This window comes from Salinibaculum sp. SYNS191, assembly GCF_037338445.1.
Classification (GTDB): domain Archaea; phylum Halobacteriota; class Halobacteria; order Halobacteriales; family Haloarculaceae; genus Salinibaculum; species Salinibaculum marinum.
In genome coordinates this window covers 1,674,426-1,699,922 of record NZ_CP147838.1, presented here as the reverse complement: position 1 = coordinate 1,699,922, position 25,497 = coordinate 1,674,426, and the positions used below count along the sequence as shown (strand labels likewise).

Below are 25,497 nucleotides of genomic sequence, written 5' to 3'. Positions count from 1 at the left end.
GGTCACACAACCGGGTTTCTTTTTATCGTGTGGGTGGAATCGCCGGTAACGAACACTCGGATTCGCCATGGACATCGACGCGAGAATCAAACGACGGCAACGCCGCGACGAGGGCCCACGGCTCATTCAGGACTACGAGGCCCTCTCGCCGGTCGCCCACATCCAGGAGCCGTCTGACCGGGGTCCCGTCTTCGAGCAGTTGCTCGACCACCTCGACCCGGTGTTCGACGGCAACCTCCCGCCGAACGCGTACGTCGACGGCCCCTTCGGCTCCGGCAAATCCGCCATCGTGACGGCACTGTTCGCGCACTTAGAGCGGCTGTCGACGGAGACCCGCTCGGTCATCCACACGAGCACGCGGGCCGCCTCGCCGACCTCGCCAGGGTTCGTCTACATCGACATGCGGGAGACGACCAGCGAGTTCTCCTTCTACCACCACGTCCTCGACGCGCTCGTCGAGGACCCGGTTCCCGAACACGGCATCAGCACGGCCGAACTCAAGGACCGCCTCCACGACATCCTCGGGGCGTCGCGCACCGGCGTCGTCATCGCCGTCGACCACGTCGGCGAACCGGACAGCACCGACACCGACGACCTCATCGACCGCTTCGCCGGACTGCCGAGCAACGTCAGCTGGCTCGCCATCGGCCGGGCGGACCCCGCGGACATACGACTGACCGAGTACACGGCGACGGCCATCCACATCGACCGCTACCAGCGCCAGATGCTCGTCGACGTCCTGATGACGCGCTCCTCGGAAGGGCTCTCCCAGCAGGCGCTCGACCACGAACTGGCCCGCCAGATCGCGGAGTGGGCCGACGGGAACGCCCACGACGCGCTGGCGGCGCTTTTCATCGCCGCTGACAGGGCCAACCAGGAGGGACGCACCCGGCTCACGGAACGCGACGTGACCGAGGCCACCGCGGAGATTCCGCAGCCGTCGGTGTCGCTGGGCCGGGTGCTCGCGCTGCCCGCCAACAAACAGCTCGTCCTCCGCGAACTCGTCGACCTCGACGAGGCCGACCGCTCGTCGGTGACCGCGACGACCGAGGCGATAAGCGAGCGCCCCGCGGTCGACCTCTCCCGGGGGACTGTCAAGCGCTTCCTCTACGAGATGGCCGAAATCGGCATCGTCGAGCGCGTCCAGTCGGACGTCCAGCGCGGGAAGGGCCGGCCGCCGAGCCGCGTCGAGTTGCGCTTCCCCCCGACGGCCTTCCGCCGGCTGTACGACCTCCGGCAGTAGCCGTCTCACGACCGCTCCGTGGCCCACCGAAGGGCATATGATTGTCTTCCCGCAAGAGAGCCTGTGACAATCGAACAGGGCGACCGCGTCCGACTCGACTACGTCGGGCGCTTCGAGGACGGCAGCGTCTTCGCGACGTCGAAACCGGCGGTCGCCGCGGCACACGGGCTGGCCGCGACGGAAACGGAGTCGGACGCCACCCCGCTGTCGTTCACCGTCGGTCGTGGCGAAGTCATCGACGGACTCGACGAGGCGGTCGTCGGGCTGACGCCCGGCGCGGAGACGACGGTGACCGTACCGCCGGCGGACGGCTACGGCGAGCACGACCCGGACCGCGTCCGCGAGTACGACCCAGATACCTTCGAAGGAATGGTGGGGAACCCGCCGGAGATCGGGCTCCACGTCGAGGCACAGAACGGACTCCACGGGGACGTCACCGCCGTCACCGACGACACCGTCCAGGTCGACTTCAACCACGAACTCGCGGGGAAGACGCTCGTCTTCGACGTCACCGTCCTCGACGTCGAGTAGCGACGCGGCACCCGCTGTGCCGCCGGGCACACTCGGCCGATGGGGGGCAAATCTTATACTCGTAGGTAATAAATACGGGCAGGAGTAGCCTCGCCAGATGACCGTTCGCACTACCGCCAGATTCGGATAATGGGTCAGACATACGTCGGTGCAATCGACCAGGGGACGACGGGGACCCGCTTCATGGTCTTCGACCACAGCGGTCGCGTCGTCGCGAACGCCTACGAGAAACACGAACAGATATACCCGGAACCGGGGTGGGTCGAGCACGACCCCGTCGAAATCTGGGAGAGCGTGACGGCGGTCGTCCCCCGGGGACTCGAAGCGGCGAGCATCGACGCGACCCAGGTCGAGGCACTGGGCATCACGAACCAGCGGGAGACGACTGTCGTCTGGGACAAGGAGAGCGGCACGCCAGTCTACAACGCGCTGGTCTGGCAGGACCGCCGGACCACCGACCGCGTCGAGGAACTCCAGGAGGAAGGGAAAGTCGAGGAAATCCGCGAGAAGACGGGGCTGGAAGCCGACGCGTACTTCTCGGCGACCAAGACCGAGTGGATTCTCGACAACGCCGACCCGATAAAGTTCCAGCGGTCCCGGCCGGAGGACGTCCGCGACCGGGCGGAGGCGGGGGAGTTGCTGATGGGGACGATAGACGCGTGGCTGATCTACAACCTGACGGGCAACCACATCACGGACGTCTCCAACGCCGCCCGCACCATGCTCTACGACATCCACGAGATGGAGTGGGACCCCGACCTGCTGGCGGAGTTCGACATACCGGCGTCGATGCTGCCGGAAGTGCGCCCCTCCTCCGACGAGGAAACCTACGGGACAACCGACCTCGACGGCGCGCTCGACGCGGAGATTCCGGTCGCGGGCGCGCTGGGCGACCAGCAGGCGGCGCTGTTCGGGCAGACGTGTTTCGACGAGGGCGACGCGAAGAACACCTACGGGACGGGGTCGTTCTACCTGATGAACACGGGGACCGAGGCGGTCGAGTCCGAGCACGGCCTGCTGACGACGATTGGCTTCCAGCTGTCGGGTGAACCCGTCCAGTACGCGCTGGAGGGGTCGATTTTCGTCACCGGCGCCGCCATCGAGTGGCTCGGAACGGTCGGCTTCGTCGACGACCCGGTCGAGACGGCGGAGCTGGCCCGCGCCGTCGACTCGACCGAGGGAGTGTACTTCGTGCCGGCCTTCACGGGACTGGGCGCGCCCTACTGGGACGGGCGGGCGCGCGGAACCATCGTCGGCATGACGCTCGGGACGCGGCGCGAACACATCGTGCGGGCGACGCTGGAGTCCATCGCCTACCGGACGCGCGACGTCGCCGAGGCGATGGAGGCGGACTCGGGCGTGGAGACGACGAGGCTCCGCGTCGACGGCGGCGCGGTCAAGAACAACTTCCTCTGCCAGTTGCAGTCCGACATCATCCAGACCGGTCTCGTCCGTCCGGAGGTCGACGAGACGACGGCGCTGGGCTCTGCGTACGCGGCGGGGCTGGCGGTCGGGTACTGGGAGAGCCTGGACGAACTTCGGTCGAACTGGCAGGTTGACAGGGAGTTCGAACCCGAGATGGACGCAGACCGGGCGGACAGGAAGTACGGCCGGTGGGAAGAGGCCGTCAACAGGTCGCTGGACTGGGACAGGGACGGGTAGCCCGTCGCTCAGAGCGGCACGTCCTCGAAGGCGTACTGGACGGCCTTGTTCAGCGTCGGGTGGGCGTGGATGACGCCGGTCACGTCCGAGACGGTGCCGCCGGCAGAGCGCATCGCCACGACCACCTCGTGAATCATCGTCGACGCCTCGTAGCCCAGCATGTGACAGCCCAGAATCTCGCCGTCGGGCGCGGCAAGCACCTTCACGAAGCCGTGGTCGAGTTTCTTCGCCCGGCCCATCGGCGTGTCCGGCAGCGACTGCCGGCCGACGACGTACTCCGTGCCCTCCTCGCGGAGGTCCTGCTCCGTCGCGCCGACGCCGGACATCTGGGGTTCGGTGAAGATGGCGTGGGGGATGGCGGTGTAGTCGACCGCGGCCTGCCCGTCGTGGACGACGTTCTCGACGACGCGCTTTGTCTCGTAGTCCCCGGAGTGTTTGAACATCTGGTTGCCGGCGATGTCGCCCTGCGCCCAGACGTTCTCCGCGGAGGTCTCCAGGTACTCGTTGGTCTCGACGAATCCGCGGTCGTCGGTCTCGATGCCCGCCGCCTCGACGTCCAGCGTGTCCGTGTTCGGGCGGCGGCCGAGCGCGACCAGCAGTTCCTCGCCGGAGACCGCTATCTCGTCGCCGTCCTCCGTCTCGGCGTGGACGGTGACGCCGTCGCCACCGTCCTCGACGGCGGTGGCGCGGTGGCCGGTGTAGACCTCGTGGCGCTCGCTGGCAATCTCCGTAAAGGTCTCCGACAGGGCCTCGTCCTCGCGGGGGACCAGCGAGTCCATCATCTCGACGATTTTCACGTCGGTGCCAAGCGACTCGAAGAAGTAGCCCAGTTCGACGGCGATGTAGCCGCCGCCGAGGACGACCATGCTCTCGGGCTGGTCGCGCAGGTACAGCGCCTCCGCGCTGGTCAGGTAGTCCACCTCGTCCAGGCCGTCGATGGGCGGCACGAGCGGTCGAGAGCCGGCGGCGACGACGACCTTCTCGCCGGAGACGCGCTCGCCGCCGACCTCGACGGTGCGCTCCTCGACGAAGACCGCCTCGTCCCTGTACATCGTCAGGTGCTCCTTCTCGCGGTAGCTGTCCTCCATCCCGTCGGCCAGCCCGGACAGCGTCTCGTCCATCTCGTCGACGATGGCCGCGAAGTCGACGCCGGACAGCGTCGCGTCGAGGTGGAACCGCTCGGCCTCGCGGACGTGGTTGGCGGCCGTCGCCGCCTGGATGAGCATCTTCGAGGGGTTGCAGCCCCGGTTGAGGCAGGTCCCGCCGAGTTTGCCCTTCTCGACGAGGGCCGTCTCCAGGCCGGCGTCGGCCGCGGCGGCCGCGACGTTGTTGCCGGTGCCGCCACCGACGACGAGCACGTCGTAGTCGGCCATCTACCGGCCCTCCCCGTGTTCGCTGCCCCAGGCGACCATCTCGGTGATGACGGGCTCCAGGGCCGCGCCGCGGTCGGTGAGCGCGTACTCGACGCGCACCGGCTGGTCGCTGAGCAGTTCCCGCGTGACCAGTTCGGCCTCTTCGAGGTCCGAGAGGCTCTCGGAGAGCATCTTCGAGGAGATGCCGTCGACGCGCGATTTGAGCGCGCTGAAACCCAGCGGTCCCTCGGTCAGCAGGTAGTACACCAGGATGGGGTGCCACTTGCGCCCGACGATGTCGCGCATCCCGTGGAGGACCGTCTCCGCGTCGACGAAAAGCGGCGTCTGTACCGTGCGTTCACCCTCCGCCCAGTCGGCGGCAGCGTGGTGTTCGGAACTCATCGTACTCGTTCTGACGGCAGGAACACCTCTTAAGGCATCTCTGACTGGCGACGCCGCTCCATATCCCCGACAGATATTTATATCAGTCCCCGTCGGGTCGTCCGTCGCGGAACTGCTCCCAGAACACCTCTTCGAGGCCCTCGGAGTAGTCGGCGTCGAGGTAGTCCTCCTTCGTGAGGTTGGCCTGCTCGATGAGCGCGGCGGCCTCGCCCGCCCAGACGTAGAAGCCCGTCAGCGTCTCCCGGCGCATCTTCTCCAGGTCGATGGAGTGGTAGACGGTCACGAAGCCGCCGCCCTCGCGGTTGAGCTGTGACTTCGTCAGCAGGCCCAGCTCGACCAGGCGGTTCAGGTACGTCCGGATGGTGCTCTCGTCGTAGTCCAGTCGCTCGGCGACCTCCTTCGGCGAGAGCGGTCCCTCGCCGATGACGCACAGGCAGATGTCCAGCCCCATCTTCGGCAGGCCGAAGGCGTCGAGCAGGACCTCGCGGAGGTCCGGCGGCTCGACGTCCATGTGGGTCTCTGTCACCTGCTCCATCGCCTCGCCGTGGCAGGTCATCCCGCCGTCGCAGTCCTGCATCGAGAGGACGACGTTGTGACAGTCCGTACAGCGGTAGATGGCGTAGGGACGGCCGGAGAGGTCGACGTCCGGCGGGTCACCGCGGCGGGGAAACGGGGACTGGTCGGTGCTATTGTCTGTCATGGTGGCGGCCGTCGTACGGTCGTATTGTACGTAGCGTGGCACGTGTAAAGAATGTTCACACTTCGGCGAGACTGGCGCTCAGCACTCGTCGCCGGTGTCGACGACGAGCCACGTCGGGTCGTCGACGTCGAGCGCGAGCAGTTCCCGTCCAGTCACCGTCGGCCGGTACCCGCCGTCGACCGGCGCGACCAGGTCGCACTCCTCCAGGGATTCCAGCCGGTCCCTGACTGCCGCCACGTCGCACCCGGCGGCCGACGCCAGTCTGGCCGGTTGAACCGCCCCGCCGGTCCTGTCGTGGACCTCGACGACGCGTTCGAGCAGCCGGTAGTTCGTTTCCTCCATTCTCTCTCCGGCACGCCGCGGCGGCTTGCCGTCACGTATCGTCGTCCGTGCCCGTACAAAACGGCTTCTTACCCACACCTCACCGGCTTACCCTGGGTCGGGTCACACCAGCCCCGCCCCGAGGATGCCACCGAGGACGACGCCGTAGACGAGGTGAAAGAGCAGGAACGCGCCAACCTGCTTCCGTTCCGGCTCCAGCGCCAGCACGACGTTCATCCAGAAGGCGGCCGCGCCGACGAACAGCACGACCCCGTAGGCGATGCCGATGCCGACCAGCGTGGTCAGTCCGACGTCGGCGAGTCCGACCGCCGGCAGCACCACCGCCAGTACCGCGCCGGCGACCAGGCCGTACAGGAGGTGCAACGCCATCCCCGGCATCACGTACTCCTCCGGCTCACCGCTGCCGACGTACTTCGACCAGAACAGCGCCGTCGGCGGCGGCGAGTCGTCGCCCAGCGCCATCATGAAGACCGTCATGACTATCGTTGCGATCAGTCCGCCCACGAGTCCGTTGAGGAGTGTGACCTCTACCATGTGTTTCACCGGGTCCCGGTCGCCCGGGTTACCCTACGTAACCCTGAACGGAGCCACACGGATAACCTCTCGCTGAATTGAGGGGAACTCGGTAACCGGTCGGTAAGCGGGCCAAAAAAGGCACGAAATCGGGGTGAGCGACCGGTAACCCACTCACGCTCGACTTACTGGATACTGATATGTCGGCGACCGGTCCGTCCAGCCGATGTTACAGGAAGGTGCGGAGGCGCCCGGGTTCAGCCTCCCCGGGACCGACGACGCGGGCAGCGAGTTGCGGGAGTACAGCCTGGCCGACGCCCTCGACGCGGGGCCGGTGCTGGTGAACTTTTACGTGTTCGACTTCCACCCGCAGTGTACCGACCACGTCTGCTCGCTGCACGACGTGGCGTGGTTCGAACTGGACGACCGGCTGACCGTCTTCGGCATCTCCACCGACCGGACGTTCAGCCACTCGGCGTTCGCCCAGCAGGAGGGGCTGACGTTCCCGCTGCTCTCGGACAGCGACGGCAACGTCGCCGAGGCCTACGACGTGCTCTTCGACGAGTTCCAGGGGCACAAGCGAATCGCCAAGCGCTCTGTCTTTCTGGTCGACACCGACGGGACGGTCCGCTTCGCCTGGAGCACGGAGGACCCGACGACCCAGCCCGACTGGGGGGCCGTCAAGGACGCCGTCGACGCGCTCGACGCCGCCGCGTAGCGCACCCGCGTCTCACACACCTGACACCGCTCAGATTCCTTCGAGAGAACTTTCGAACGCCGGGTCGTCGATTCTCGGGATGGCGTCCTGGGAGAGTACCTTGACGACGGTGTGGCCGGTCGTGGCCCCGCCTGGGGTCGCAGACGGGTAGCGCTGACTGAGGCTACGTTGACCGAGTTACGCGGGTGTGAGCTACAGTTATCCGCGCGTCGGCGGTTTCTCGACCCACGAGATGCGACGACGACACCTCTGGATGCTCGTGGCGCTGGCGGGACTGTTCGGACTGGTCGGCACGGTGACGGCTGCAGACGGCGGCGGCGGTCCGCCCACGGCCTTCACCATGGAGCGGTTCACCACCCACTGGTGGGTGTTCCCCGCGGCGATCGCCTTCTCGACGGTCGCCATCGCTTCCGGCGTCTCGGGCGCGCTCTTTTTCAGCCCCTTCTTCATGCTCGTCGTCGGGCTGACCCCCTCGCAGGCAATCGGCGCGGGGCTACTGACGGAGGTCTTCGGCATGGGCAACGGGCTACGGTCGTACGTCAAGCAGAACGTCGTCGACTACCGGACGGCGAAGTGGCTGCTGGCGGCCGCGGTGCCGGCCGTCGTCGTCGGCGCGTTCGCCGCCCACCTGGTCGACCCGACGCTGCTGAAACTCGTCTTCGGCGGCGGACTCGTCGTGCTGGGTGCCTTCCTCGTCTACTACGACCCGCCGGAGAAGTGCGAACCCGGCGAGTGCGAGAACGACTTCCTGAAGGAGAAAAACGACGGTCGCGGCACGACGACAATCGAGGCGGCCGACGGCGAGACGTTCACCTACGACACCTGCTGGCGGCCGCCGGGTGTGGCGCTGTCGGGTGTCGGTGGCTTCATCACCGGTCTCATCAGCGCGGGCCTCCCGGAAATCGTCACCACGCAGCTCGTCGTCCGGTGTCGCATCCCGCCGCGGGTCGCCGTCGCGACGAGCGTGTTCACCCTCGCCATCGCGGCCGGGGCGGGCGCGCTCGTCCACGCGCTGACGGCCACGCCGGTCTGGTACATCGTCGCCTGGTCGATTCCGGGCGTCGTCGTCGGCAGTACAGTCGGCTCGCGCGTCGGCAAGTACGTCCCCAGCGACCTGATGGAGATGGGGCTGGGTGTCGTCTTCGGCGTCGTGGGACTAATCGTCCTCGGCGTGGAACTGCTGGCCTAGCGCCACTCCTCCAGCGAGACGCACCGCGTCGACTGAATCCAGGCGTTGGCGACCGTATCGTCGTAGATGAGCGCCTCGCCGTCGACTGTGGTGTCGAAGCGGTAGCGGTCGTAGGTGCTGTCGTCGGGCCCTGTCGTCGGGAACCTGTCGTTTTTGTCTGGTGCTGTCGTTGCCATCGGGACTCACGTGCTGGGTGTGCCAGCTACTGGACACTACTAGCTTACCTCCCGACACTAATGTATGTTACCACACCACATGGTTGGCGGGTTACCGGTCCGAAACCCGATCTTGTCCGCCAGTGACGGCCTTACCTCCGGGTGAGGTGCAGTTATGCCCGCGTTGGCCGTACCTTCGACCGTGACCGACAACGACTTCGATCTGAGCGCACCGGACCTCACCCGCGACGACCTGCTGGTGGTCGAGGACCCACACTTCACCGGGGAGAGCGTCGCGCTCGTGACCGGCGCGGCCTCGGGCATCGGCCGCGCGACCGCCGTCGCGCTCGCCGTCAACGGGCTGACCGTCGTCGGGGCCGACATCGACGAGGACGGCCTCGCGGAGACCGCCGACATCGCCGCCGACTTCGACGCGCCGGGGACCGTCCACGCCGTCGAGACGGACCTGACCGACGACGGCGACGTCGAGGCCGTCGTCGCGGCCGCCGCCGACGAGGGTGACCTCCGCTACGTCGCCAACATCGCGGGGATGCAACACATCGACGCCATCGCGGACTTCCCGATGGCGAAGTACGACCTGCTGACAGACATCATGCTCCGCGCGCCCTTTCTCACCGCGCAGGAGGCGATACCGCACATCCAGGCGACCGACGACGGCGTCGGTGCTATCGCCAACATGTCCTCGGTCCACGGCCACTACGCGACGCAGGCAAAGCCGGCCTACATCACCGCAAAGCACGGCATTACCGGGCTGACCCGCGCTATCGCCGCCGAGGGCGAGGGGACGCTGCGGGGCTTCTCCGTCTCCGTGGGCTACGTGCTGACCCCGCTGATGGTGAATCAGATCGAGGACACGGCGGAAGAGCGCGGCATCGGCAAGCGGGAGGTCGTCGAGGACGTGATGCTCGGCCAGGCCCGCACGAAGGAGATGATGACGCCCGCGGAGGTGGCGAACCTGTTCACCTTCGGGTTCTCCCGGCACGGGAAACACCTCAACGGCGGCGACCTGTTGTGGGACGGCGGCTACACGACGACCTACGAGTAAGTCATGAGCGAGACGACCAACGTCGCCATCGCCTGCCAGGGCGGCGGGAGCCACACCGCCTTCACTGCGGGCGTGCTGGAGACGCTGCTGGAGGAGTGCGACTGGGACGAGGAGTACGAACTGGTCGGCATCAGCGGTACGTCCGGCGGCGCGTTCAACGCGCTGGCCGCCTGGTACGGCCTGGTCACCGCCGGTCCCGAGACGGCCGCGACCCTCCTCAACGAGGTGTGGCGCGACCTCTCGGCGGACGGCTACAGCGACCGCTGGCTGAACAGCTGGCTGATGACTCTCAACAAGATGGAGTCCAGCGGGGTGCCCATGCCCCAGCTCAGCCCCTACCAGATGCCGGGCCGGGAACTGGGCAAAGAACGCATCCGCGAGGTGCTGGCGGCCCACATCGACTTCGGAGACATCCCCGATTACTGCCGCCGGGAGAACCCCGAACTCGTCGTCGGCACGGTCAACGTCAACGCCGGCGTCTTCGAGACGTTCGTCAACGAGGACGTGACCGCCGAGGCGGTCCTCGCGTCGGCGGCGGTCCCGAACCTCTTCGAGGCGGTCGAACTCAACGGCCACCTCCACTGGGACGGCCTGTTCTCGCAGAACCCGCCGGTGAGCGACCTGATGCACCAGCCCCCCGAACGCAAGCCGGACGAGCTGTGGGTCGTCCAGATAAATCCCCAGGAACTCGACGGCGAGCCGACGACCATCGAGGAGATCGCCGACCGGCGCAACGAACTCTCGGGCAACATCTCGCTGAACCAGGAACTGGGGTTCATCGAGCGCATCAACGACTGGGTCGAGGACGGTACCCTGCCGGCCGACGAGTTCACGAAGACGGCCATCCACCGCATCGAAATCGGCGAGCGCTTTCACTGCTCGACGAAACTCGACCGCGACCCCGACTTCCTCGCGGAGCTGATGGACCTCGGGCGGGACCGCGCGGCCGAGTTCCTCGACGGACGCTGACACACACCTCGGCCCCGTACGGATATCATACTCATAGTCCCTGCCAGCGTTACTGCTCTCATGCACCTAGCAATACCCGCGTTCATCGGTGGCGTCGGCGGTCCGGAAATGCTCATCATCCTCGGCATCGCTATCCTGCTGTTCGGCGCGAACAAGCTCCCGGAACTGGCCCGCTCGTCCGGCCAAGCGATGGGCGAGTTCAAGAAGGGCCGCCAGGAGATAGAGACGGAAATCCGCGAGGCTGCGGCCGGCAAGGAAAGCACCAGCGAGGAGACGGTCCAGGAAACCGCCTGAGACGTAACCGCCTGAGACGTCTTTTTTCCGCGTGCAGTTCTCGACAGCGGCGGCTCCGCGCGAGCGCTCGCGGTTCCAGTTCCAGTTCCAGTCGTCGTCCTGCTTCCCGGACAAAACAAAATCAGTCCTCGTCTGTCGGGTCGTTCCCGACACCGCTCAGCTGGTTCCGTCCCCGTTTCTCGGTTCGCTGGCTTCGAGCGGCGGCGCGGTCACGTCCGGCGGCAGCTCGGTCGTGCCGATGAGCATCCGCCGGTCGCGGACGGTGTGGTAGGTCGCGACGGCGGTGAACAGCCCGGCCACCGCGATGGCGTAGCCAAAGCCACCGACGGCGTCGAAAGGGGTGACGCCGAGGATGGCCACTGCGACGAGTGCAGTCAGCACGCCACCCAGCGCCAGGTAGAACTGGCTCCACGGGAGGTCGTCTTTCGCCACCACGTCGAGGTAGACGTCGAACTGCCCGATGTGCTCGGTCAGCGTCACCATCCCCCGGTCGCGGTCGTAGTCGACGACCTCCAGCGAATCCATCTTCGGGAGGTGGGTCTGGTGCAGCGCTGTGTACAGCCGCTTGCGCTCCTTCGGCGTCACTGCCCCCCGCTCTTTGCCCTGCTCCCAGGCGGCGAGTTGCTCCGAGAGGTCGCGAATCGAGATCGGTTTCTCGGCCTGCCGCAGGTAGTGCAGGGCGTACCGCCGCCGGCGGCTCCCCAGCGTCTTGAAAACGGTGTCAGTCGAAAGCGACGAGTGTTCGGCCCCGCTCGATACTGCTCCTGTCTCGGTGGACTTCATCCCTCATTCACTGTTACATCATGGTCGCCATCTGGTAAATAGATATCTGTCATAGGGTGTCAAACATACTCAAATACTGTGCTAATAGCGAATTTCGTAGACAAACATTCAATTTGATAGCCGCGTATCCTTTTCTTTTTTGGAACTCTTTCGATAGCAAACCGTGCTACGGGGCTCGTTTCGTACTATCACTCGCTATGAACGTGGTACTATCACGACGCGGTGCCGACAGGACCGGGCGGTCAGAACAGGCCGAGCCTGGCGCGGAGGGCGGCGAGTCGGCCGCTGGTTCCGCTGACGAGCTGGTAGGCCGTCGACAGGGCGAACAGCCCCAGTGCGCCGCTGGCGAAGACGAGCGGGTCGACGGCCGCGAATCCGGGGAGGTCGGCCAGCGACGCCACGACGGCGAACAGCCCGCCGATGCCGAGCCCGCGGTAGTACTCGCCCCACGTGATGCCGGCGGGTGTGACGGTGTCCATGTAGCGGCTGAGATGCCGGCCCTCGCGGCGCGGCCGGACGAGTTTCCGGTTCGGGTCGTACGCGACCAGGCCGAACTCGTCGAGTTTCGGGAGGTGTGTCTGGTGCAGGGCGTTGTAGACGCTCTCGCGCAGGGCACGCGGTGCCGGTGTCTCTCCGGACTCGGTGCTGGCAATCTGTTCTGAAAGTTCCCGCAGGCTCACCTCGTCGGGACAGCGCCACAGCAGCGTCAGCGTCTCCCGTCGGCGCGGGTTGCTGAGCAGGTAGTAGACGTCCGACTCGGGAATGGAGACTTTCTGGAACATTGATGCACCCTTTCCAGATACAGACGCACGTGTACACATTACGTATAGAGAACGTACCGCGTCCGTTCGCCAACCCGCCAGCACCGGTACGGTCTCCGGACGGGGCGGTAGTGTGTTCGTACACGTCCGTCCAGACCGGTACGGCGGCCGTACAGTGGGCCCTCTTTCCGGTACTGAAATCGTATAAATCGGGTCTATAGGGCCTGAAAGCGCCGAATCTGTGCATAGGTAATATCCCCCCTATCCTGGGGATGTATATCCCGAAACGGTCCGCTCCCCCCGGGGGCAGGCCCGGGAGATAAACCACCAATCATGACCGACGACAAATCTCAACTGTACAACCTGTCCCGCCGCAAGATGCTCGCTGGCCTCGGAGCCATCGGTCTCGCGTCCGCGGGCGCTGGACTCGGTACGAGCGCGTACTTCTCCGACACCGAAGCGTTCACGAACAACAGCCTGACGGCAGGGACCCTCGACATGACCGTGACTGCGGACGTCGTCGCTGCCAACGACTACTGGGTGGACAACGGTGCCCTCGACATCTCTGCTGTCGCCGACAGTGAAGAAGCAGTCATGGGCCTCGTTGTCGACGACATCAAGCCCGGCGACTGGGCAATCATCTGCTTCGACATCGACATCGACTCCAACCCCGGCTACGTGCAGGTGACCACGGAGAACTTCGCTGAAGACGGCGGAGCCAACCCCGAGCCCGAACAGGAAGCCGAGGGCGACACGAACAACAGCGACGATCTGGGCCAGTACCTGCTGACGACCGTCTGGCAAGGGTACGACGACACCAGCGGCGACAAGTCCGGCCTCTCGACCCTCGACCCGGTGTTCAACAACGTCTCTGGCGGCAGCCTGGCCGCCTACCAGGAACCGTTCAACCTCGACGGTGAGGTCGACACGGACAACAGCGGTGGCATCGACGGCGCCGACACCGCACACTACACGAACGCCCGCGAAGCCGACGACATCCTCAGCGGCGGCTACATCATCAAAGACCCCAGCCAGGACCCGCTGCCCATCGGGGGCGTCGACGGCAGCTCGTACGAGTTCTGCCTCCTGCTCGAACTCCCCTACGAAGTCGGGAACGTGGTCCAGGGTGACAGCGTCTCCTTCGACCTCGTGTTCGACACTGAACAGGTCCGGAACAACGACGACCCGTTCAACAACACCGTCGCCTGATAACCTGACAGTTAGAACACACAAAAACCCATATCATCACAACCCATGGACGACAAACCACAACTTCACAATCTCACGCGGCGGAAGGTGCTGGCCGGGCTCGGTGCCGTCGGTCTCGCCTCCGCTGGCGCTGGTCTCGGTACCTCAGCGTACTTCAGCGACCAGGAAGGATTCCTCGGCAACAGCCTCACCGCTGGTACACTCGACCTCAAACTCGACTACAAGGCGACCTACGAGGGCGGCGAAGGCCGGCTCTCACAGATCCAGGAGAACTACCCTGACGCCGAAGACCTCGGCGACGGCGTGTATCTGCTCGATCAGGCTCCCAGCCCGGCCGACATGCAACTCTGGGAAACCCTCGTGACGAGTGAGGAATTTGAATTCTGTTCGCCCGAGGCGGACGAGTTCCTCGTCAACGGCGACGGTATCCCGGTCTTCACACTCGACGACGTGAAGCCCGGCGACTACGGTGAGGTCACCATCAGCTTCCACATCTGTGACAACCCGGCGTACCTCCAGCTCTCCGGTTCCATCACCGAGAACCTGGAGAACGGTCAGACCGACCCCGAACTCGTGGCAGAGGGAGAAGACACCGACGGCATCGGTGAACTTGCCGACGAAATTCAGGTCTGTGTCTGGTACGACGAGGACTGCGACAACGTCTACGAACCGGGCGGCGAGGGCGAGCAACAGCCACTGGAAGTCGCGCTCGTTAGCGACGTCTCCGGTTCGATGGCCGGTGCGAACCTCACGGCCCTGAAGGCGGCCGCGACTAGCTTCGTCGACAACCTCTCCGGGACGGACGAGGCCGCTGCGATTTCGTTCAACAGCAGCGCCAATCTCGACCAGGCGCTGACGACCAACTATCAGGCGGTCAAGAACGCCATCAACGGATACACTGCGGGTGGCAACACGAACGTCGCCAGCGGTATCTCCGTCGCTCAGACTGAACTCCTGACCGGTGCGAACGCCACGGCCGGTGCCTCGAAGGTCATGATCGTCCTGACCGATGGGTTCGAGAACATCGGTGATGCGCGAACGGCCGCCACCGCTGCGAAGGATGCGGGCATCCGCATCTTCGGTATTGGTCTCGGCACCAGCGTCGACACCAGTCTTGTGACGGACATCTCGTCGTCACCTGGCGACGCGTTCTTTGCGCCCGATCCGGCCGACCTCGACACCGTCTACGCGGAGATTGCACAGATCGTGATTGAGGGTGAGCAGAAGATAATCGAAGGCTCGATGACCGAGGTGTTCGACGCACTTTCCGATGGCATCCTCCTCGATGGCAACCGCCAGGAACAGGGCGTCCAGCCCTACCCCGGTGCGACGACCCAATGCATCGGTTTCGAGTGGGAACTGCCCTTTGAAGTGGGTAACCAGGTCCAGTCTGACTCGGTCATGTTCGACATCACCGTCGACGCCGAACAGAGCCGCAACAACGACTCACCGTTCGGGACGGCGCTGTAATCGCGCCTCCCGATTTCGACAGAGCATATTAAAAACAGTACAATACAATCATGGAAGACGAACAGCAACTATACAACCTGACGCGCCGGAAAGTCCTCGCTGGACTCGGTGCCGTGGGCCTCGCCTCCGCTGGCGCTGGCCTCGGTACCTCGGCGTACTTCAGCGACCGCGAGTCGTTCACCAACAACCAAATGGTGGCTGGTGAACTCGACCTGCTGGTCGACTGGCAACAGACTTACACCTACGACGACGTGACGAACTTCGTCAACGCTCACCCCGACCACGATGGCGACGGTGAGCAGTCGATCGCGGCCAACAACGACGCTGGCCAAATAAAGTACAGCGACTTCCCCGACGAGAACGACGAGGACAGCAACGGGGCCAACATCCCCAGCCTCGACTGCAGCAACATCCCGCCGCTCTCAGAAGCGGACTTCCGCGAGGACCCGGTCACCGGCGAGGCGATGGACACGCTAGTCCAGTTTAGCGACCTCAAGCCCGGTGACAAGGGAGAGATCACCTTCTCGCTACACCTCTGTGACAACCCCGGCTACATCTGGATGCAGGCGGACAGCGTCAACGAAGGCGAAGGCGTCAACACCGATCCCGAGCTGGCGGTCGATCAGAACGGCGTGCCAGACCTTGCCAGCGCAATCAACGCGCGGCTCTGGTACGACGAGGACTGTGACAACGTGTACGACCCGGCCGAGCCGACGGACATCATGCTGACGCTCGACTTCTCGGGCTCGATGCTGTACCGCAGATTCGGTGGCGTCGTCAGCGAGGACTCCATCTCTATCGACGATACCACTACCTACAACGTCACGACCAAGATCGACCTCGTCGAACTCGGGACGCGACAGTTCATCGACTACCTGCAGGCCCAGAATGCAGACGTCGAGGTCGGCGTGGCCTACTTCGACGGCAGCCAGGACGGCGATCCAACTGGAACTTCCCGGACGGGAATTCTACAGCCGCTGACCGGCGATCTATCGGTGGTTGACGGCGCGCTGTCAGGCCTCCGGCAGAAGCTGGCGAATGTTGTCAGTGGTCCGTACAATGACGCAGTCGGTCAGACCGCCATCACTGACCCGTTTGACGGCGATGGTGACCCCGACCCAGAAAACGGAGCTGGCATCGCCGAGGGTACCTACATCGGCGAGGGCGTTGAAGACGCACAGGACGAGCTGGATGCCAACGGACGGGGAGTCCGTGCAGCCAACGTCGTCCTCTCCGACGGCAACTCGTTCAGCGGACAGTCTGGCACCGCGTTCATCTCGCCGCAGGACGCGGCCGACGATGCGCGTCTGAGCAGCCCCAACCCGGCGACGAACCTCTACACCATCGCTGTCGGTCCGGACGCCGACGACGCCACCCTCCTGGCCATGGCCGGTTCGGAGGGCGATTCGACTGGTGGTGACTCGGCGTTCTTCACCGACGTCAACGACCCGATCGAGATCCCGTCGGTGTTCGGTAACATCGCGGCGCAGTTCGTCGGCGAGAAGGTCATCATGGACGACACGCTGGATGTCGTCCTCACGGAACTCGCCAGCGGGAACGGCCTCCCGCTCGACGGGAACCGCGGGACGATATACGACGAACTGAACGATCCAGCCGACGACGAGGACCGCGACGCGTTCCGGGGCAACGGCACCATGCACTGCGTCGCACTCGAATGGGAACTGCCCTTCGAGGTCGGCAACGAAGTCCAGGGCGACACGGTCGAGTTCGACCTCGGCTTCTACACCGAGCAGGAGCGCAACAACGACGGCAGCGGTCCGACCATCTCGGCCTGAGCCGTCGGTTTTTCGTACACGGTACTGACTGGTGCGGATTTCGACCCCCGTCAACCGGTGAGAGGGCTGTACGGTTCCCATACCGGTGTCTGGAACCGTGGCAACTGCTCCATACCTATGCCGGATGCTGGCCATGAAAGAAGAGACAACACACACCTTCGGAGATTCACAATGAAATTCACACGGCGGGAACTACTGGCTGGCATCGGGCTCGGGACGCTCGGTGTCGGGGGACTAACCCTCGGTCAGGGTCGCCCGCGGTATACTCACTACACGTACGCGGCCACCGACGACCTCGACGACCGTCGGGTGCGCGTCGCCTGGTACGAACGCTACAACGGGGTATTTCAGGAGACCCAGGACGGGACGACCGACCCCGGGTTCGACCAGACGCTCGACCCCGACACCGCCCCGGCCTACGTCGAGGAGGCGACCTTCGTCACCGACGCCACCGGCCCAGTTCTGCGCATCGGCAACGTCCTGCCGGGCGACGAGGGCTCTCTGGTCGTCGGGCTGGAGGTCGTCGACGACGGCGACTTCATCCCGGAGGCAGTCGACGTCTGGCTCCGGGCCGTTCTCACCGCCGACACGGAACAGACCATCAACGGCCCCGAGAGCGTCGCCGGCGACACCTCGACCGCCGACGGCGAACTCGACGACGAGGTGTTCGTCGAGCTCTGGCGCGACGGCGCGCCGCTTGGCTCCTGCAACGGGCAGAAGGACTTCACCGAGTCGCTGGAGGGGTCTCTCGTCGCGCGCTCGCCGATGAGCGTCGCCTTCGGGACCAGCAGTGACGTCGGCGACGCTGACGGACAGCGCGTGCTCTCCTCGGTCAGCCCCGGCCAGAGCCGCTGTATCGCCTTCGGGTGGGAGTTCCCCGAGAGTACGGCGACGAACCGCTCGCAGGGTGACGGCGTCGAGTTCGACCTCGTCTTCGGCGCGGTCCCGGCCGGCGGTGCCAGCCCGTTCACCAGTACGGAGGCGAGCGAATGACCCTCACCCGTCGCCGCGTGCTCGCGGCCATCGCCGCCGCTGGCGGTGCCGGTGCGCTCACCGGCAGCACCTCCGGCGCGCTGTTGCGCAACAGCGAGACGCTCGGCGCGTCGCTGACCACTGGTCTCGTCGACATCGTCGTCGAGTACTGGCAAGACGCCAGCACGGTCGACCCGGAGAACCCCGACGGCGTCGTCGACGGTCCCCGGCTGGACATCCCCGTCGGCACCGTCGACGAGGATTCGCCTGGGAGCACCCTCCTCCGCATCGCGCTCCCACAGGACGAGGGCCCGAACAACCCCGCGAGCGTCTGGCTCCGGACCGAGTGTCCCGAGCGCGTGACCCTCGCGGAGTTCCTGACGGTCCGCCTGTTCTACAGCGACGCCAGCGGCGCACGCGGCGACGAAATCGTCAGCGGCTCGCTCCGCCAGGTCGCCGACGCGCTCCGCACCGGGGTGCGCCTCGACGGTGACCCCGCGACCGACGGCGACGACTGCCTCACCGACGAGGTGTTCGTCCTCGTCGAGTACGAACTCGGCGCCTACATCGGCTCCGAGTCGGTGTCGCTGCCGCTGTTCGTCGTCGGCACCCAGTGCCGCAACGCCGACCCCAGCGTGAACCCGTTCCCCGCTGACGCCACCGGCGCAGCCTGTGAACCCGCCTACACCTGCGAGTGTTGCTGGGACATCGGGAAGGTCGAAGTCCCGGACAGGGACGAGAACTTCGAGGCCGGTCGGCTCTACCCGTTCGACGAGGGACTGGCGGGCTACGCCATCGAGGTGGTCGCGGCCGACGGCGACAGCGGCGTCGCCTTCGAACTCGTCGCCACCGACGGCGGCCCGGTTCTGCCCCTCTGCTCGGTGCTGGTCAAAGGAGGGTCAGGCGACTCGCTGATTTACAGCCGCCCCGAGAACGGCGAGTACGACTTCGACACGAGTGTCCTCACTGGCGCGACGGACGACGGCATCATCTACGCGCCCGAGAACCCCAACAACGGCAAGCGCTACGGCATCAGTCACGTCGTCGTCGGCGTCTGCACGCCGCTGCTACCCGAAGGTGGGTGCCCAGAGGACGTCGCAACGACCTCGAAGGACGGCTCCCGCGGGTCTCGTTCGAAGACCGACGAAGGAGGTGAGACGAAATGACTCCCGACACCCGCTCCAGTGGACGCTCGACCCTCCGCAGGGTCCTCACGGTCCTCGGGCTCGTCGTCCTGGTCGCGGCGCTGGTGCCGTTCCTCGTCTTCGCTGTTCCCCAGGTCGTCGGTGCCGACCACGGCTTCGTCATCCTCTCGGGGAGCATGGAACCGTCCGTCTCCCCGGGCGACGTGGTCATCGTCGACGCCTCGGCCGCAATCGCGGTCGGTGACGTCATCACCTTCGACAACGGCAACGAGATTCCGACGACCCACCGCGTGGTGGGCGTCGTGGACGGCCAGTACGTCACGAAGGGTGACGCAAACGAGAACGCGGACGCGCAGCCGGTCGACCCCAGTAACGTCCTGGGGGAGGTCACGGTGACTATCCCGCTCGTCGGGCACGTCATCCTCTGGGTGAACACCCCGACCGGGTACGTCGCTCTCGTCGTCGTCCCGCTGGTCCTGCTGCTCGCTAACGAGCTGTACATGTGGGCCCGCCGTGGGAAGCCCGACGACGAGGAACCGACCCTGAAGCCGGCCATCCGTCACGTCGACGACGTGGCGGCCGAGCGCCGGGCGGCGGAGGCTGCCGCGGCCGCGGAGACCCCTCCCTCGCGGGAGACGGTCGCCGTCGCCGTGACCGACCTGAAGCTCACTGTCCTCGCGATGGCCGGGCTGGTCGCGTACGCGGGGCTGAACGTCTACCGGGAGGTCACCGGCCTCGGCGCGCCCGACCCCGTCTCGGTCGGCGCGCTGACCGGCGGGTTGCTCGGTCTCGCCTTCGCGGTCTGGGTGACTGTCAGCGCACGGCTGGCCGCCCGCTCGGCCGCGGCGGAGGCGTCGACCGACGCGCCGTCGCGCTCGCGGCCGGCGCAGACCGACGGCGGCACGCCGGAGGTGGAGCGATGACCCGCATCGTCGTCGCCTTCGTGGCCGCGCTCGTCGTCTTCGCGGCGGCGTCTGTCGGCTTCGCCGGCGGCTCCGGCAGCCTCCTCGGCGACGAGGAGGGGCTGGACATCGAGTTCAGCGCCACCGGCGGTGTCGAAGGGCTCGACCTGCTGGAGCCCGACACCGACGAGAAGACCGTCCAGGTCGACGCGTCGAGCGGCGGCCCAGTCCCGCTCGGGATGGCCGTCGAACCGCTCACGGCGGACGACGCCAACGGTACGGACGACCCCGACGCCAACGGCACCGACGCGCCGACTGACGACGGGTCGGTCGGCGACGGGAACGGGACCGACGACACCAGCACGAGCGACGCGAAAGACCCCGGGACTGCAGACGTGAACGTCACTGACGGCACGAACGTCACTGCAGATGGGAACGTCACTGACGGCACGAACGCCACTGCCGACGGGAACGGTACCGACGCGTCCGAGGACACGAACGTCACGGATGCCACCGGTACCAACGTGACCGACGCTGGCGACGACACGAACGTCAGCACCGACTCGGGGACCAACGCAACCAGCGACGGTGACTCCCCAGTCAGTGTCCCGCCCGCTAACGGCGGGGACGAGGTGACTGGCGACTCGGAGACGAACGTCACGACGGCGGACTCGGAGACGAACGTCACGACGGCGGACTCGGAGACGAACGTCACGACGGCGGACTCGGAGACGAACGTCACGACGGCGGACTCGGAGACGAACGGTACGGCCGACTCGGAACCCACCGTCCCCGCTGACGACGGAAACACCACCAGCGGCGACGGCGAGGCTGTCACCGACGACTCGTCGTCCAACGTCACCACCGACGGTAGCGACGCCGGCGAGACGAACGAGACCAGCGACCCCGCGCCGACCGGTACCGGTGACGACGCTGTCTCCAGTGACGGCGACGCCACGAACAGCACCGACGCTGGCGAACCGACGACTGACGACGGTACCAGCGACGGCGGTGCTGTGGCCGGGGACTCCGGCGAGGACGACACCACCGACGGCAGTGAGTCCACTGCGACTGAGACCGGCGACGCCGGTGCTGATGACGCGAGCACTGACGACGGAACGACCGACGACGGCACTACTGCCCCGACCAGTGACGGTTCCTCCGACAGCGGAACGACTGACGAGACGACGACTGACGACAGCAGTGCCGACGACTCGACGACCGACGAGACGACCAGCGACTCGACGACCGACCCGGCTCCGTCAACCGAGGACGGTGAGACGACCGATGGCGATGGTACCAGCACCGACGACACGACGACTAGTGAGACCACGACCGACGACACTGGAACCGTCTGATGTCACAATCAGTCCCAGGGCGTGGACCCTTCGTCGTCCCTGGAATGGTACCCGGTGCCACCCGACGTAACATCGTCGTCGCGCTGGTGTACGCGTTCTTCCTGGTACTCGCCGCTGGTGTCCTCGCGATGCTGATGTAACCGCGACGGGGTACGATTATCGTGCAGAATCTGGTGATTCGTCGGGGACTCAGTCCGACCGCGGCCGGACGGTCGGGTCACTCCGAACGCCCTCGACCCACTCGCCGGCCCAGTCGCCGAGTTCGTCCAGCACCGGCCAGAGCGCCCGCCCTTTCTCCGTGAGGCTGTAGTAGACAGCGACAGGCGACGCGACTTCGCGCCGCCGCTCCACGAGGTCGGCCTCGACGAGCGCGTCCAGCGCGTCCGAGAGCGTCTTCGAGCGCGCTCCGGTCGCGCGCTTGAGTTCGTTGAACCGTTTCTCCTCACTCTGGAGCGCGTGGAGAACGTTCAGCCGCCAGCGCGTCCCTATTTCGTCGATAGCGTGGATGACCGGGCAGGCGTCGGCGTTCTGTGCGCGAATCTCGTCGTCGCGTGTCTCTGTTCCCGACATGGCTCTCAGTCGGCGGTCGGGGCGACACAGCCAGCGGTCTGACCGGGGTAGTCGGCGACGCCCGCGTACTCGACGAGGTCGGTGCCGAGCGATTCGACGCGCTCGCGGATGTCGGCGTCGGCTACCTCACTGTCGGCGACGTGGGCGCTGGCGTTCGGAATGGCGACCTGCTCGGGGAGGACCCAGGCGTCGAGTTCCTGCGCGACGGTGCGGAGGTGTTCCAGTGCGCGCGTGGGGAACCCGCCGCCGGCGACGACCAGCAGGCCGACGGTGGTGTCCTCGAACTCGTCGAAGCCGCAGTAGTCGAGCGCCGTCTTCAGCGGGCTGGCAATCGTGCCGTGGTACATCGGCGTGCCGAGCAGGACCGCGTCCGCGGCACGTACCTCCTCCCGGAGCGCCGGCGCGTCCCCGGCGTCGGAGTTCCCGGGGTCGAACACCGGAACCTCGTAGGTATCGAGGTCGACGAGCGTGGTCGTTGCGCCGCGGTCGCGGGCGGCGGCCAGTGCGGTTTCGAGTGCAGTGCGCGTGTGGCTTCCATCGCGGCGACTGCCACACAGTGCGACGACGTGTTTGCTGTCGTTCACTTCCATCGTTCACGCAAACCCACGCACTGGAATATGTTAAAGAATTGGTGGAATGCGTTCCAGTAAGAATTATGATTGTTGTTGGAGCGAGACGTCGAGCGCACCGTCGACGTGTGCGACGAGCGTGTCGCCACCGGGTGGGGTCGCGCGGACAGCGACGGTCAGTGGCGTCGTCTCCGCGACCTCGACGGCGTCGCCGTCGACGACGAAATCCAGTCCCCACAGCGGCGTCTCGCGCACGTTCATACCGCAGGTCGTGAGCGTCCCCGTGATAGCCGGCCGGGTCAGCAGGACAGTGCCGACGGGGACGAAACTGTAGAAACTGCACTGGCGGCAGTCGACGCCGACGACGGCGGGATGGTCGGTGGCGAAATACTCGTCGTAGCGGTCGAGGTCCTCGAGCACGCCGATGCACAGTCCCTCGGAGGTCGTCTCGTCCACGATGTCGCGCTCGACCCGCCCGGCGCAGAACGGACAGACGCCGTCGAGCGCACACGACCAGACGAGACGGGTGCGCCGGTCGAACGCGGCGACCACCTCCTGCGGGCCGCGGTCGGCGATACCGCCGGGGTCGAACGGCCACTCCAGCACGCGGTTGCCGCAGTCGTGACAGCGCACGCGCCCGATGTAGTCGGTGCCGTACTCGAAGGACAGGCCTGCGCCGCAGTCACGACAGTCGGCGTCGAGTGCGACCGGGCCGAGCGTCTCCCGTTCGTGGAAGACGCCGCTCTGGATGGCGTCCAGCACGCGGTGGCCGGGATACTGGAGTTCGTAGCCGTCGTCGGTTTCCGCGATGAAGTGGTCCTGCAACTCGCCGAGGTGGTAGGTGAAGGTGCCCGAGTCGCGCTCGCCGACGGCCTTCCGGAGTTCCGAGAACGTGAGCGTGAAGTCGGGGGCGTCCCACAGCGCCAGCAGAATCTCCAGCCGGAGGTCGTTCGAGAGCGTCATGAACGCGGCTTCCGGGCTGGCGATGGGGGACTCGTCCTCACTCATGGCCCGGCTTTCGCGGTCACCCGGGTAAAAAGTGGGGGCGGTCTCAGCGGAACCGGAGCGCGCCAGCGACGAGGCCGAGGAGATTGTCCAGCGCGAGATAGCCGACGACGAGCGCGACCAGCGCCTGGCCAGTGGTGACTGCGACCGTGTGAGGTGTCCCGGTGGCGGTCATCAGGCCTCGCCGCCTGCGAACCAGACCCGGCCAGTCCCACGGGTCTCCGGCCGGACCTGTCCCGAGTCGGCGAGCGATTCCAGCGTCTGCGTGGCCTTCCCCCGGTCGAAGCCGTACACCTCGGCCACTTCCCGCGTCGCGACGGGAGCGTAGCGGTCGACGAACGTCTCCACCGGTGGCGTCTCTCTCCGTTCGAGGTCGGGTGCGACCTCGTGCAGGAGGTCGGCGAGTGCGTCGAAAGACTGGAAGCCGCTGGCCTGCCGTTCGCCGTCTGGACCGCCGACGCGATACGTCGGGAAGGCGCGGACGCCCGCGGCTCTGGTTCGCTGCAGGTCGGCTTCGAACGCCGCTTTTGCGGTCCCGTCTTCGATATCAGCGACCAGCCGGTCGGTGTCGAGACCGACCTCGGCCGCAATCTCTCGCTGTACCTCGCGGCGGTTGAGGTTGCGTCCCTCCATAGCGACGGCTTCGCGGAGACGGCGGAGGTAGCGGTGTGCCGTCTCGCGGTCCTGGAGGCGGGCCGCGGCGAAGGCAGTGCTCGCGGGGTAGGTCGACTGCGGCGGGTCGCTGTCGAACACCGCCGTATCGACTGGCATGCCGTGGTGGTCGGCGGCTTCCTCCCAGTGTGGGGCCACCTCCGACGGCTCGCTGATGTCGTTGGCCGCGTCGTAGAACTCCTCGAAGTCCTCGACGAGGCCACCCATCACGTACTCGATACGAAGCTGGTCGCCGTAGGCGACGCGCAGGTGTGTGATGACCGGTTCCGAACCCCAGCACCACGTACACATCGGGTCCGTGAACTGGGTCAGCGTCGGTTTCGCTTCGTCTTCCGTCATTGTAGCCGGAACGACGGCTGGCGCCCGTATATATTTCAGGCAAATTATACGTTATCAGGTGCGCCGCACCGTACCGTCCGAGACGGGGGTTGGCGAACCGAGATGGTTTTGCCGCGGGAACCGTACTAGAAGCCGATGGCCACCGTCACCGGCCGCACGCTGGACGACAGCGGCGACCCGATTCCCGGAACGGGCTTCGAGTACGACGCCGACGGCCAACTCGCGGACTTGCTCGCACAGCGCGTCGGCCCGCTGAACTCCCACCCGACGCGTCGCACGTGGAGCGCGCCGCTGGAGCGGTCCGAAGAGCGCGGCGGTCGGCTGCTCGTGTTGAGCATCTTCGGACCGGGCTACGACGGCCCGCCGGAACACTACCACGAGGTCAGCGAGGAGTCCTTCGAGGTCCGCCGCGGCGAACTCACCGTCGACTGCGACGGGCGCGAACGCGCCGTGGGTGCCGGCGAGACGGCGACGGTCCCGACCGGCACGCGACACAGCTTCCGGTGTACCGGCGACGAGCTAACGGTCGTCCTCACGACCATTGCACCGCTCGGCCGTATCGGCTACGTGCTCCCGACGCTGGGCGGCATCGCCCACGACAGCGACGTCGACGCCGACGACCCGCTCCAGCGGGCGCTCATCGCCAAGCGCCTCGAAGGCGACACCGTCTTCACCGAGACCGAGTCCCCGCTGGTCGGGGCGGCGACGGACCTGCTCGCGCCGCTGGCGAAACTCCGGGGCTACCAGGGCGGCTACGGCCGCTATCGCCAGCCCGCGTTCTGGGAGCGACACGTCGAACAGCCCGACTGA

At 66.3% G+C, this 25,497-nt stretch carries 30 protein-coding genes; 17 read left to right on the top strand and 13 right to left on the bottom strand.

Annotated elements, in window-relative coordinates; translation table 11 throughout:
- The first annotated feature begins 67 nt into the window (after positions 1 to 67).
- From WDJ57_RS09260 to glpK, 3 genes are all read left to right on the top strand, one after another.
- Positions 68 to 1,243 (top strand): Cdc6/Cdc18 family protein, encoded by a 1,176-nt coding sequence (locus WDJ57_RS09260; protein ID WP_338905790.1) that lies wholly within the window; start codon positions 68 to 70, stop codon positions 1,241 to 1,243.
- Positions 1,244 to 1,306: 63 nt separating this feature from the next.
- On the top strand, positions 1,307 to 1,774 hold the full coding sequence (locus WDJ57_RS09255) for an FKBP-type peptidyl-prolyl cis-trans isomerase (protein WP_338905789.1): 468 nt from the start codon (positions 1,307 to 1,309) through the stop codon (positions 1,772 to 1,774).
- 129 nt (positions 1,775 to 1,903) lie between these two features.
- Entirely contained in the window at positions 1,904 to 3,436 is a 1,533-nt protein-coding gene (gene glpK / locus WDJ57_RS09250; RefSeq protein ID WP_338905788.1) for a glycerol kinase GlpK, read from the top strand.
- A gap of 8 nt (positions 3,437 to 3,444) precedes the next feature.
- Here the strand turns inward: glpK and WDJ57_RS09245 are convergent, their stop codons facing one another.
- The 5 genes from WDJ57_RS09245 to WDJ57_RS09225 form a co-directional block, all read right to left on the bottom strand.
- Positions 3,445 to 4,809 carry a dihydrolipoyl dehydrogenase family protein gene (locus WDJ57_RS09245; protein WP_338905786.1) on the bottom strand — a complete coding sequence of 455 codons (1,365 nt, stop codon included), beginning with the start codon at positions 4,807 to 4,809 and terminating at the stop codon, positions 3,445 to 3,447.
- Positions 4,810 to 5,190 carry a winged helix-turn-helix transcriptional regulator gene (locus WDJ57_RS09240; RefSeq protein WP_380629279.1) on the bottom strand — a complete coding sequence of 127 codons (381 nt, stop codon included), beginning with the start codon at positions 5,188 to 5,190 and terminating at the stop codon, positions 4,810 to 4,812.
- A gap of 82 nt (positions 5,191 to 5,272) precedes the next feature.
- Positions 5,273 to 5,890, bottom strand: coding sequence for a helix-turn-helix domain-containing protein (locus WDJ57_RS09235; protein ID WP_338905784.1), 618 nt, complete (start codon positions 5,888 to 5,890; stop codon positions 5,273 to 5,275).
- A 78-nt stretch (positions 5,891 to 5,968) separates the two neighbouring features.
- The gene (locus tag WDJ57_RS09230) at positions 5,969 to 6,232 is read right to left on the bottom strand and encodes a hypothetical protein (RefSeq protein ID WP_338905783.1); all 264 of its coding nucleotides are present in this window, start codon (positions 6,230 to 6,232) and stop codon (positions 5,969 to 5,971) included.
- A 102-nt stretch (positions 6,233 to 6,334) separates the two neighbouring features.
- A complete protein-coding gene (locus WDJ57_RS09225; protein ID WP_338905781.1) occupies positions 6,335 to 6,766 on the bottom strand; it encodes a hypothetical protein in 432 nt (143 codons plus the stop codon).
- 205 nt (positions 6,767 to 6,971) lie between these two features.
- On the opposite strand from WDJ57_RS09225, the gene WDJ57_RS09220 reads away from it, so the two are divergent.
- Positions 6,972 to 7,463 carry a redoxin domain-containing protein gene (locus WDJ57_RS09220; RefSeq protein ID WP_338905779.1) on the top strand — a complete coding sequence of 164 codons (492 nt, stop codon included), beginning with the start codon at positions 6,972 to 6,974 and terminating at the stop codon, positions 7,461 to 7,463.
- Between the two features lie 232 nt (positions 7,464 to 7,695).
- On the top strand, positions 7,696 to 8,652 hold the full coding sequence (locus WDJ57_RS09215) for a sulfite exporter TauE/SafE family protein (RefSeq protein WP_338905777.1): 957 nt from the start codon (positions 7,696 to 7,698) through the stop codon (positions 8,650 to 8,652).
- Here WDJ57_RS09215 and WDJ57_RS09210 read toward each other — a convergent pair.
- Positions 8,649 to 8,828 carry a hypothetical protein gene (locus WDJ57_RS09210; protein ID WP_338905775.1) on the bottom strand — a complete coding sequence of 60 codons (180 nt, stop codon included), beginning with the start codon at positions 8,826 to 8,828 and terminating at the stop codon, positions 8,649 to 8,651. The genes WDJ57_RS09215 and WDJ57_RS09210 overlap by 4 nt on opposite strands.
- A 181-nt stretch (positions 8,829 to 9,009) precedes the next feature.
- On the opposite strand from WDJ57_RS09210, the gene WDJ57_RS09205 reads away from it, so the two are divergent.
- From WDJ57_RS09205 to WDJ57_RS09195, 3 genes are read left to right on the top strand one after another with little or no spacing between them, the layout of a single operon-like run.
- The gene (locus tag WDJ57_RS09205) at positions 9,010 to 9,873 is read left to right on the top strand and encodes an SDR family oxidoreductase (RefSeq protein ID WP_338905774.1); all 864 of its coding nucleotides are present in this window, start codon (positions 9,010 to 9,012) and stop codon (positions 9,871 to 9,873) included.
- 3 nt (positions 9,874 to 9,876) lie between these two features.
- Positions 9,877 to 10,842 carry a patatin-like phospholipase family protein gene (locus WDJ57_RS09200; RefSeq protein WP_338905772.1) on the top strand — a complete coding sequence of 322 codons (966 nt, stop codon included), beginning with the start codon at positions 9,877 to 9,879 and terminating at the stop codon, positions 10,840 to 10,842.
- Positions 10,843 to 10,902: 60 nt separating this feature from the next.
- A complete protein-coding gene (locus WDJ57_RS09195) occupies positions 10,903 to 11,136 on the top strand; it encodes a Sec-independent protein translocase subunit TatA/TatB (protein ID WP_338905770.1) in 234 nt (77 codons plus the stop codon).
- Positions 11,137 to 11,292: 156 nt separating this feature from the next.
- On the opposite strand, the gene WDJ57_RS09190 is transcribed toward WDJ57_RS09195, so the two are convergent.
- Together WDJ57_RS09190 and WDJ57_RS09185 are read right to left on the bottom strand one after the other, a co-directional pair.
- Positions 11,293 to 11,919, bottom strand: a complete 627-nt coding sequence (locus WDJ57_RS09190; RefSeq protein WP_338905768.1) for a DUF7344 domain-containing protein — start codon at positions 11,917 to 11,919, stop codon at positions 11,293 to 11,295.
- Between the two features lie 242 nt (positions 11,920 to 12,161).
- Positions 12,162 to 12,701 carry a DUF7344 domain-containing protein gene (locus WDJ57_RS09185; protein ID WP_338905766.1) on the bottom strand — a complete coding sequence of 180 codons (540 nt, stop codon included), beginning with the start codon at positions 12,699 to 12,701 and terminating at the stop codon, positions 12,162 to 12,164.
- Between the two features lie 312 nt (positions 12,702 to 13,013).
- On the opposite strand from WDJ57_RS09185, the gene WDJ57_RS09180 reads away from it, so the two are divergent.
- From WDJ57_RS09180 to WDJ57_RS09145, 8 genes are all read left to right on the top strand, one after another.
- Positions 13,014 to 13,889 carry a SipW-dependent-type signal peptide-containing protein gene (locus WDJ57_RS09180; protein WP_338905765.1) on the top strand — a complete coding sequence of 292 codons (876 nt, stop codon included), beginning with the start codon at positions 13,014 to 13,016 and terminating at the stop codon, positions 13,887 to 13,889.
- 45 nt (positions 13,890 to 13,934) lie between these two features.
- Complete coding sequence (locus WDJ57_RS09175; protein ID WP_338905764.1) at positions 13,935 to 15,359, top strand: vWA domain-containing protein; 1,425 nt, start codon at positions 13,935 to 13,937, stop codon at positions 15,357 to 15,359.
- A 50-nt stretch (positions 15,360 to 15,409) separates the two neighbouring features.
- Positions 15,410 to 17,155 (top strand): SipW-dependent-type signal peptide-containing protein, encoded by a 1,746-nt coding sequence (locus tag WDJ57_RS09170; RefSeq protein ID WP_338905762.1) that lies wholly within the window; start codon positions 15,410 to 15,412, stop codon positions 17,153 to 17,155.
- Between the two features lie 171 nt (positions 17,156 to 17,326).
- Positions 17,327 to 18,148, top strand: coding sequence for a hypothetical protein (locus WDJ57_RS09165; protein ID WP_338905760.1), 822 nt, complete (start codon positions 17,327 to 17,329; stop codon positions 18,146 to 18,148).
- Positions 18,145 to 19,293: a hypothetical protein gene (locus WDJ57_RS09160; RefSeq protein ID WP_338905759.1), complete on the top strand. Its 1,149-nt coding sequence runs from the start codon at positions 18,145 to 18,147 to the stop codon at positions 19,291 to 19,293. The genes WDJ57_RS09165 and WDJ57_RS09160 overlap by 4 nt, the downstream gene beginning before the upstream one ends.
- Positions 19,290 to 20,195: a signal peptidase I gene (locus WDJ57_RS09155; protein ID WP_338905757.1), complete on the top strand. Its 906-nt coding sequence runs from the start codon at positions 19,290 to 19,292 to the stop codon at positions 20,193 to 20,195. The genes WDJ57_RS09160 and WDJ57_RS09155 overlap by 4 nt, the downstream gene beginning before the upstream one ends.
- Positions 20,192 to 21,532 carry a hypothetical protein gene (locus tag WDJ57_RS09150; protein WP_338905755.1) on the top strand — a complete coding sequence of 447 codons (1,341 nt, stop codon included), beginning with the start codon at positions 20,192 to 20,194 and terminating at the stop codon, positions 21,530 to 21,532. The genes WDJ57_RS09155 and WDJ57_RS09150 overlap by 4 nt, the downstream gene beginning before the upstream one ends.
- Positions 21,532 to 21,672 carry a hypothetical protein gene (locus WDJ57_RS09145; protein WP_338905754.1) on the top strand — a complete coding sequence of 47 codons (141 nt, stop codon included), beginning with the start codon at positions 21,532 to 21,534 and terminating at the stop codon, positions 21,670 to 21,672. The genes WDJ57_RS09150 and WDJ57_RS09145 overlap by 1 nt, the downstream gene beginning before the upstream one ends.
- 49 nt (positions 21,673 to 21,721) lie before the next feature.
- Here the strand turns inward: WDJ57_RS09145 and WDJ57_RS09140 are convergent, their stop codons facing one another.
- The 5 genes from WDJ57_RS09140 to WDJ57_RS09120 all read right to left on the bottom strand — a co-directional run bounded on the left by WDJ57_RS09140 (position 21,722) and on the right by WDJ57_RS09120 (position 24,687).
- Positions 21,722 to 22,102, bottom strand: a complete 381-nt coding sequence (locus WDJ57_RS09140; protein ID WP_338905753.1) for a winged helix-turn-helix transcriptional regulator — start codon at positions 22,100 to 22,102, stop codon at positions 21,722 to 21,724.
- Positions 22,103 to 22,107: 5 nt separating this feature from the next.
- Positions 22,108 to 22,692: an NADPH-dependent FMN reductase gene (locus WDJ57_RS09135; protein WP_338905751.1), complete on the bottom strand. Its 585-nt coding sequence runs from the start codon at positions 22,690 to 22,692 to the stop codon at positions 22,108 to 22,110.
- Between the two features lie 63 nt (positions 22,693 to 22,755).
- Complete coding sequence (locus tag WDJ57_RS09130) at positions 22,756 to 23,679, bottom strand: winged helix-turn-helix domain-containing protein (RefSeq protein ID WP_338905749.1); 924 nt, start codon at positions 23,677 to 23,679, stop codon at positions 22,756 to 22,758.
- 43 nt (positions 23,680 to 23,722) lie between these two features.
- Complete coding sequence (locus WDJ57_RS09125) at positions 23,723 to 23,851, bottom strand: hypothetical protein (protein ID WP_338905747.1); 129 nt, start codon at positions 23,849 to 23,851, stop codon at positions 23,723 to 23,725.
- Positions 23,851 to 24,687 carry a DsbA family oxidoreductase gene (locus tag WDJ57_RS09120; RefSeq protein ID WP_338905745.1) on the bottom strand — a complete coding sequence of 279 codons (837 nt, stop codon included), beginning with the start codon at positions 24,685 to 24,687 and terminating at the stop codon, positions 23,851 to 23,853. The genes WDJ57_RS09125 and WDJ57_RS09120 overlap by 1 nt, the downstream gene beginning before the upstream one ends.
- Positions 24,688 to 24,822: 135 nt before the next feature.
- On the opposite strand from WDJ57_RS09120, the gene WDJ57_RS09115 reads away from it, so the two are divergent.
- A complete protein-coding gene (locus tag WDJ57_RS09115) occupies positions 24,823 to 25,497 on the top strand; it encodes a cupin domain-containing protein (RefSeq protein WP_338905743.1) in 675 nt (224 codons plus the stop codon).

Excerpts from the sequence above, each read along its gene's own strand:
- WDJ57_RS09260 (WP_338905790.1), top strand. The coding sequence starts at position 68 with ATGGACATCGACGCGAGAATCAAACGACGGCAACGCCGCGACGAGGGC.
- glpK (WP_338905788.1), top strand. The coding sequence starts at position 1,904 with ATGGGTCAGACATACGTCGGTGCAATCGACCAGGGGACGACGGGGACC.
- WDJ57_RS09245 (WP_338905786.1), bottom strand. The coding sequence starts at position 4,809 with ATGGCCGACTACGACGTGCTCGTCGTCGGTGGCGGCACCGGCAACAAC.
- WDJ57_RS09240 (WP_380629279.1), bottom strand. The coding sequence starts at position 5,190 with ATGAGTTCCGAACACCACGCTGCCGCCGACTGGGCGGAGGGTGAACGC.
- WDJ57_RS09235 (WP_338905784.1), bottom strand. The coding sequence starts at position 5,890 with ATGACAGACAATAGCACCGACCAGTCCCCGTTTCCCCGCCGCGGTGAC.
- WDJ57_RS09230 (WP_338905783.1), bottom strand. The coding sequence starts at position 6,232 with ATGGAGGAAACGAACTACCGGCTGCTCGAACGCGTCGTCGAGGTCCAC.
- WDJ57_RS09225 (WP_338905781.1), bottom strand. The coding sequence starts at position 6,766 with ATGGTAGAGGTCACACTCCTCAACGGACTCGTGGGCGGACTGATCGCA.
- WDJ57_RS09220 (WP_338905779.1), top strand. The coding sequence starts at position 6,972 with ATGTTACAGGAAGGTGCGGAGGCGCCCGGGTTCAGCCTCCCCGGGACC.
- WDJ57_RS09215 (WP_338905777.1), top strand. The coding sequence starts at position 7,696 with ATGCGACGACGACACCTCTGGATGCTCGTGGCGCTGGCGGGACTGTTC.
- WDJ57_RS09210 (WP_338905775.1), bottom strand. The coding sequence starts at position 8,828 with ATGGCAACGACAGCACCAGACAAAAACGACAGGTTCCCGACGACAGGG.
- WDJ57_RS09200 (WP_338905772.1), top strand. The coding sequence starts at position 9,877 with ATGAGCGAGACGACCAACGTCGCCATCGCCTGCCAGGGCGGCGGGAGC.
- WDJ57_RS09195 (WP_338905770.1), top strand. The coding sequence starts at position 10,903 with ATGCACCTAGCAATACCCGCGTTCATCGGTGGCGTCGGCGGTCCGGAA.
- WDJ57_RS09190 (WP_338905768.1), bottom strand. The coding sequence starts at position 11,919 with ATGAAGTCCACCGAGACAGGAGCAGTATCGAGCGGGGCCGAACACTCG.
- WDJ57_RS09185 (WP_338905766.1), bottom strand. The coding sequence starts at position 12,701 with ATGTTCCAGAAAGTCTCCATTCCCGAGTCGGACGTCTACTACCTGCTC.
- WDJ57_RS09180 (WP_338905765.1), top strand. The coding sequence starts at position 13,014 with ATGACCGACGACAAATCTCAACTGTACAACCTGTCCCGCCGCAAGATG.
- WDJ57_RS09175 (WP_338905764.1), top strand. The coding sequence starts at position 13,935 with ATGGACGACAAACCACAACTTCACAATCTCACGCGGCGGAAGGTGCTG.
- WDJ57_RS09170 (WP_338905762.1), top strand. The coding sequence starts at position 15,410 with ATGGAAGACGAACAGCAACTATACAACCTGACGCGCCGGAAAGTCCTC.
- WDJ57_RS09165 (WP_338905760.1), top strand. The coding sequence starts at position 17,327 with ATGAAATTCACACGGCGGGAACTACTGGCTGGCATCGGGCTCGGGACG.
- WDJ57_RS09160 (WP_338905759.1), top strand. The coding sequence starts at position 18,145 with ATGACCCTCACCCGTCGCCGCGTGCTCGCGGCCATCGCCGCCGCTGGC.
- WDJ57_RS09155 (WP_338905757.1), top strand. The coding sequence starts at position 19,290 with ATGACTCCCGACACCCGCTCCAGTGGACGCTCGACCCTCCGCAGGGTC.
- WDJ57_RS09150 (WP_338905755.1), top strand. The coding sequence starts at position 20,192 with ATGACCCGCATCGTCGTCGCCTTCGTGGCCGCGCTCGTCGTCTTCGCG.
- WDJ57_RS09145 (WP_338905754.1), top strand. The coding sequence starts at position 21,532 with ATGTCACAATCAGTCCCAGGGCGTGGACCCTTCGTCGTCCCTGGAATG.
- WDJ57_RS09140 (WP_338905753.1), bottom strand. The coding sequence starts at position 22,102 with ATGTCGGGAACAGAGACACGCGACGACGAGATTCGCGCACAGAACGCC.
- WDJ57_RS09135 (WP_338905751.1), bottom strand. The coding sequence starts at position 22,692 with ATGGAAGTGAACGACAGCAAACACGTCGTCGCACTGTGTGGCAGTCGC.
- WDJ57_RS09130 (WP_338905749.1), bottom strand. The coding sequence starts at position 23,679 with ATGAGTGAGGACGAGTCCCCCATCGCCAGCCCGGAAGCCGCGTTCATG.
- WDJ57_RS09125 (WP_338905747.1), bottom strand. The coding sequence starts at position 23,851 with ATGACCGCCACCGGGACACCTCACACGGTCGCAGTCACCACTGGCCAG.
- WDJ57_RS09120 (WP_338905745.1), bottom strand. The coding sequence starts at position 24,687 with ATGACGGAAGACGAAGCGAAACCGACGCTGACCCAGTTCACGGACCCG.
- WDJ57_RS09115 (WP_338905743.1), top strand. The coding sequence starts at position 24,823 with ATGGCCACCGTCACCGGCCGCACGCTGGACGACAGCGGCGACCCGATT.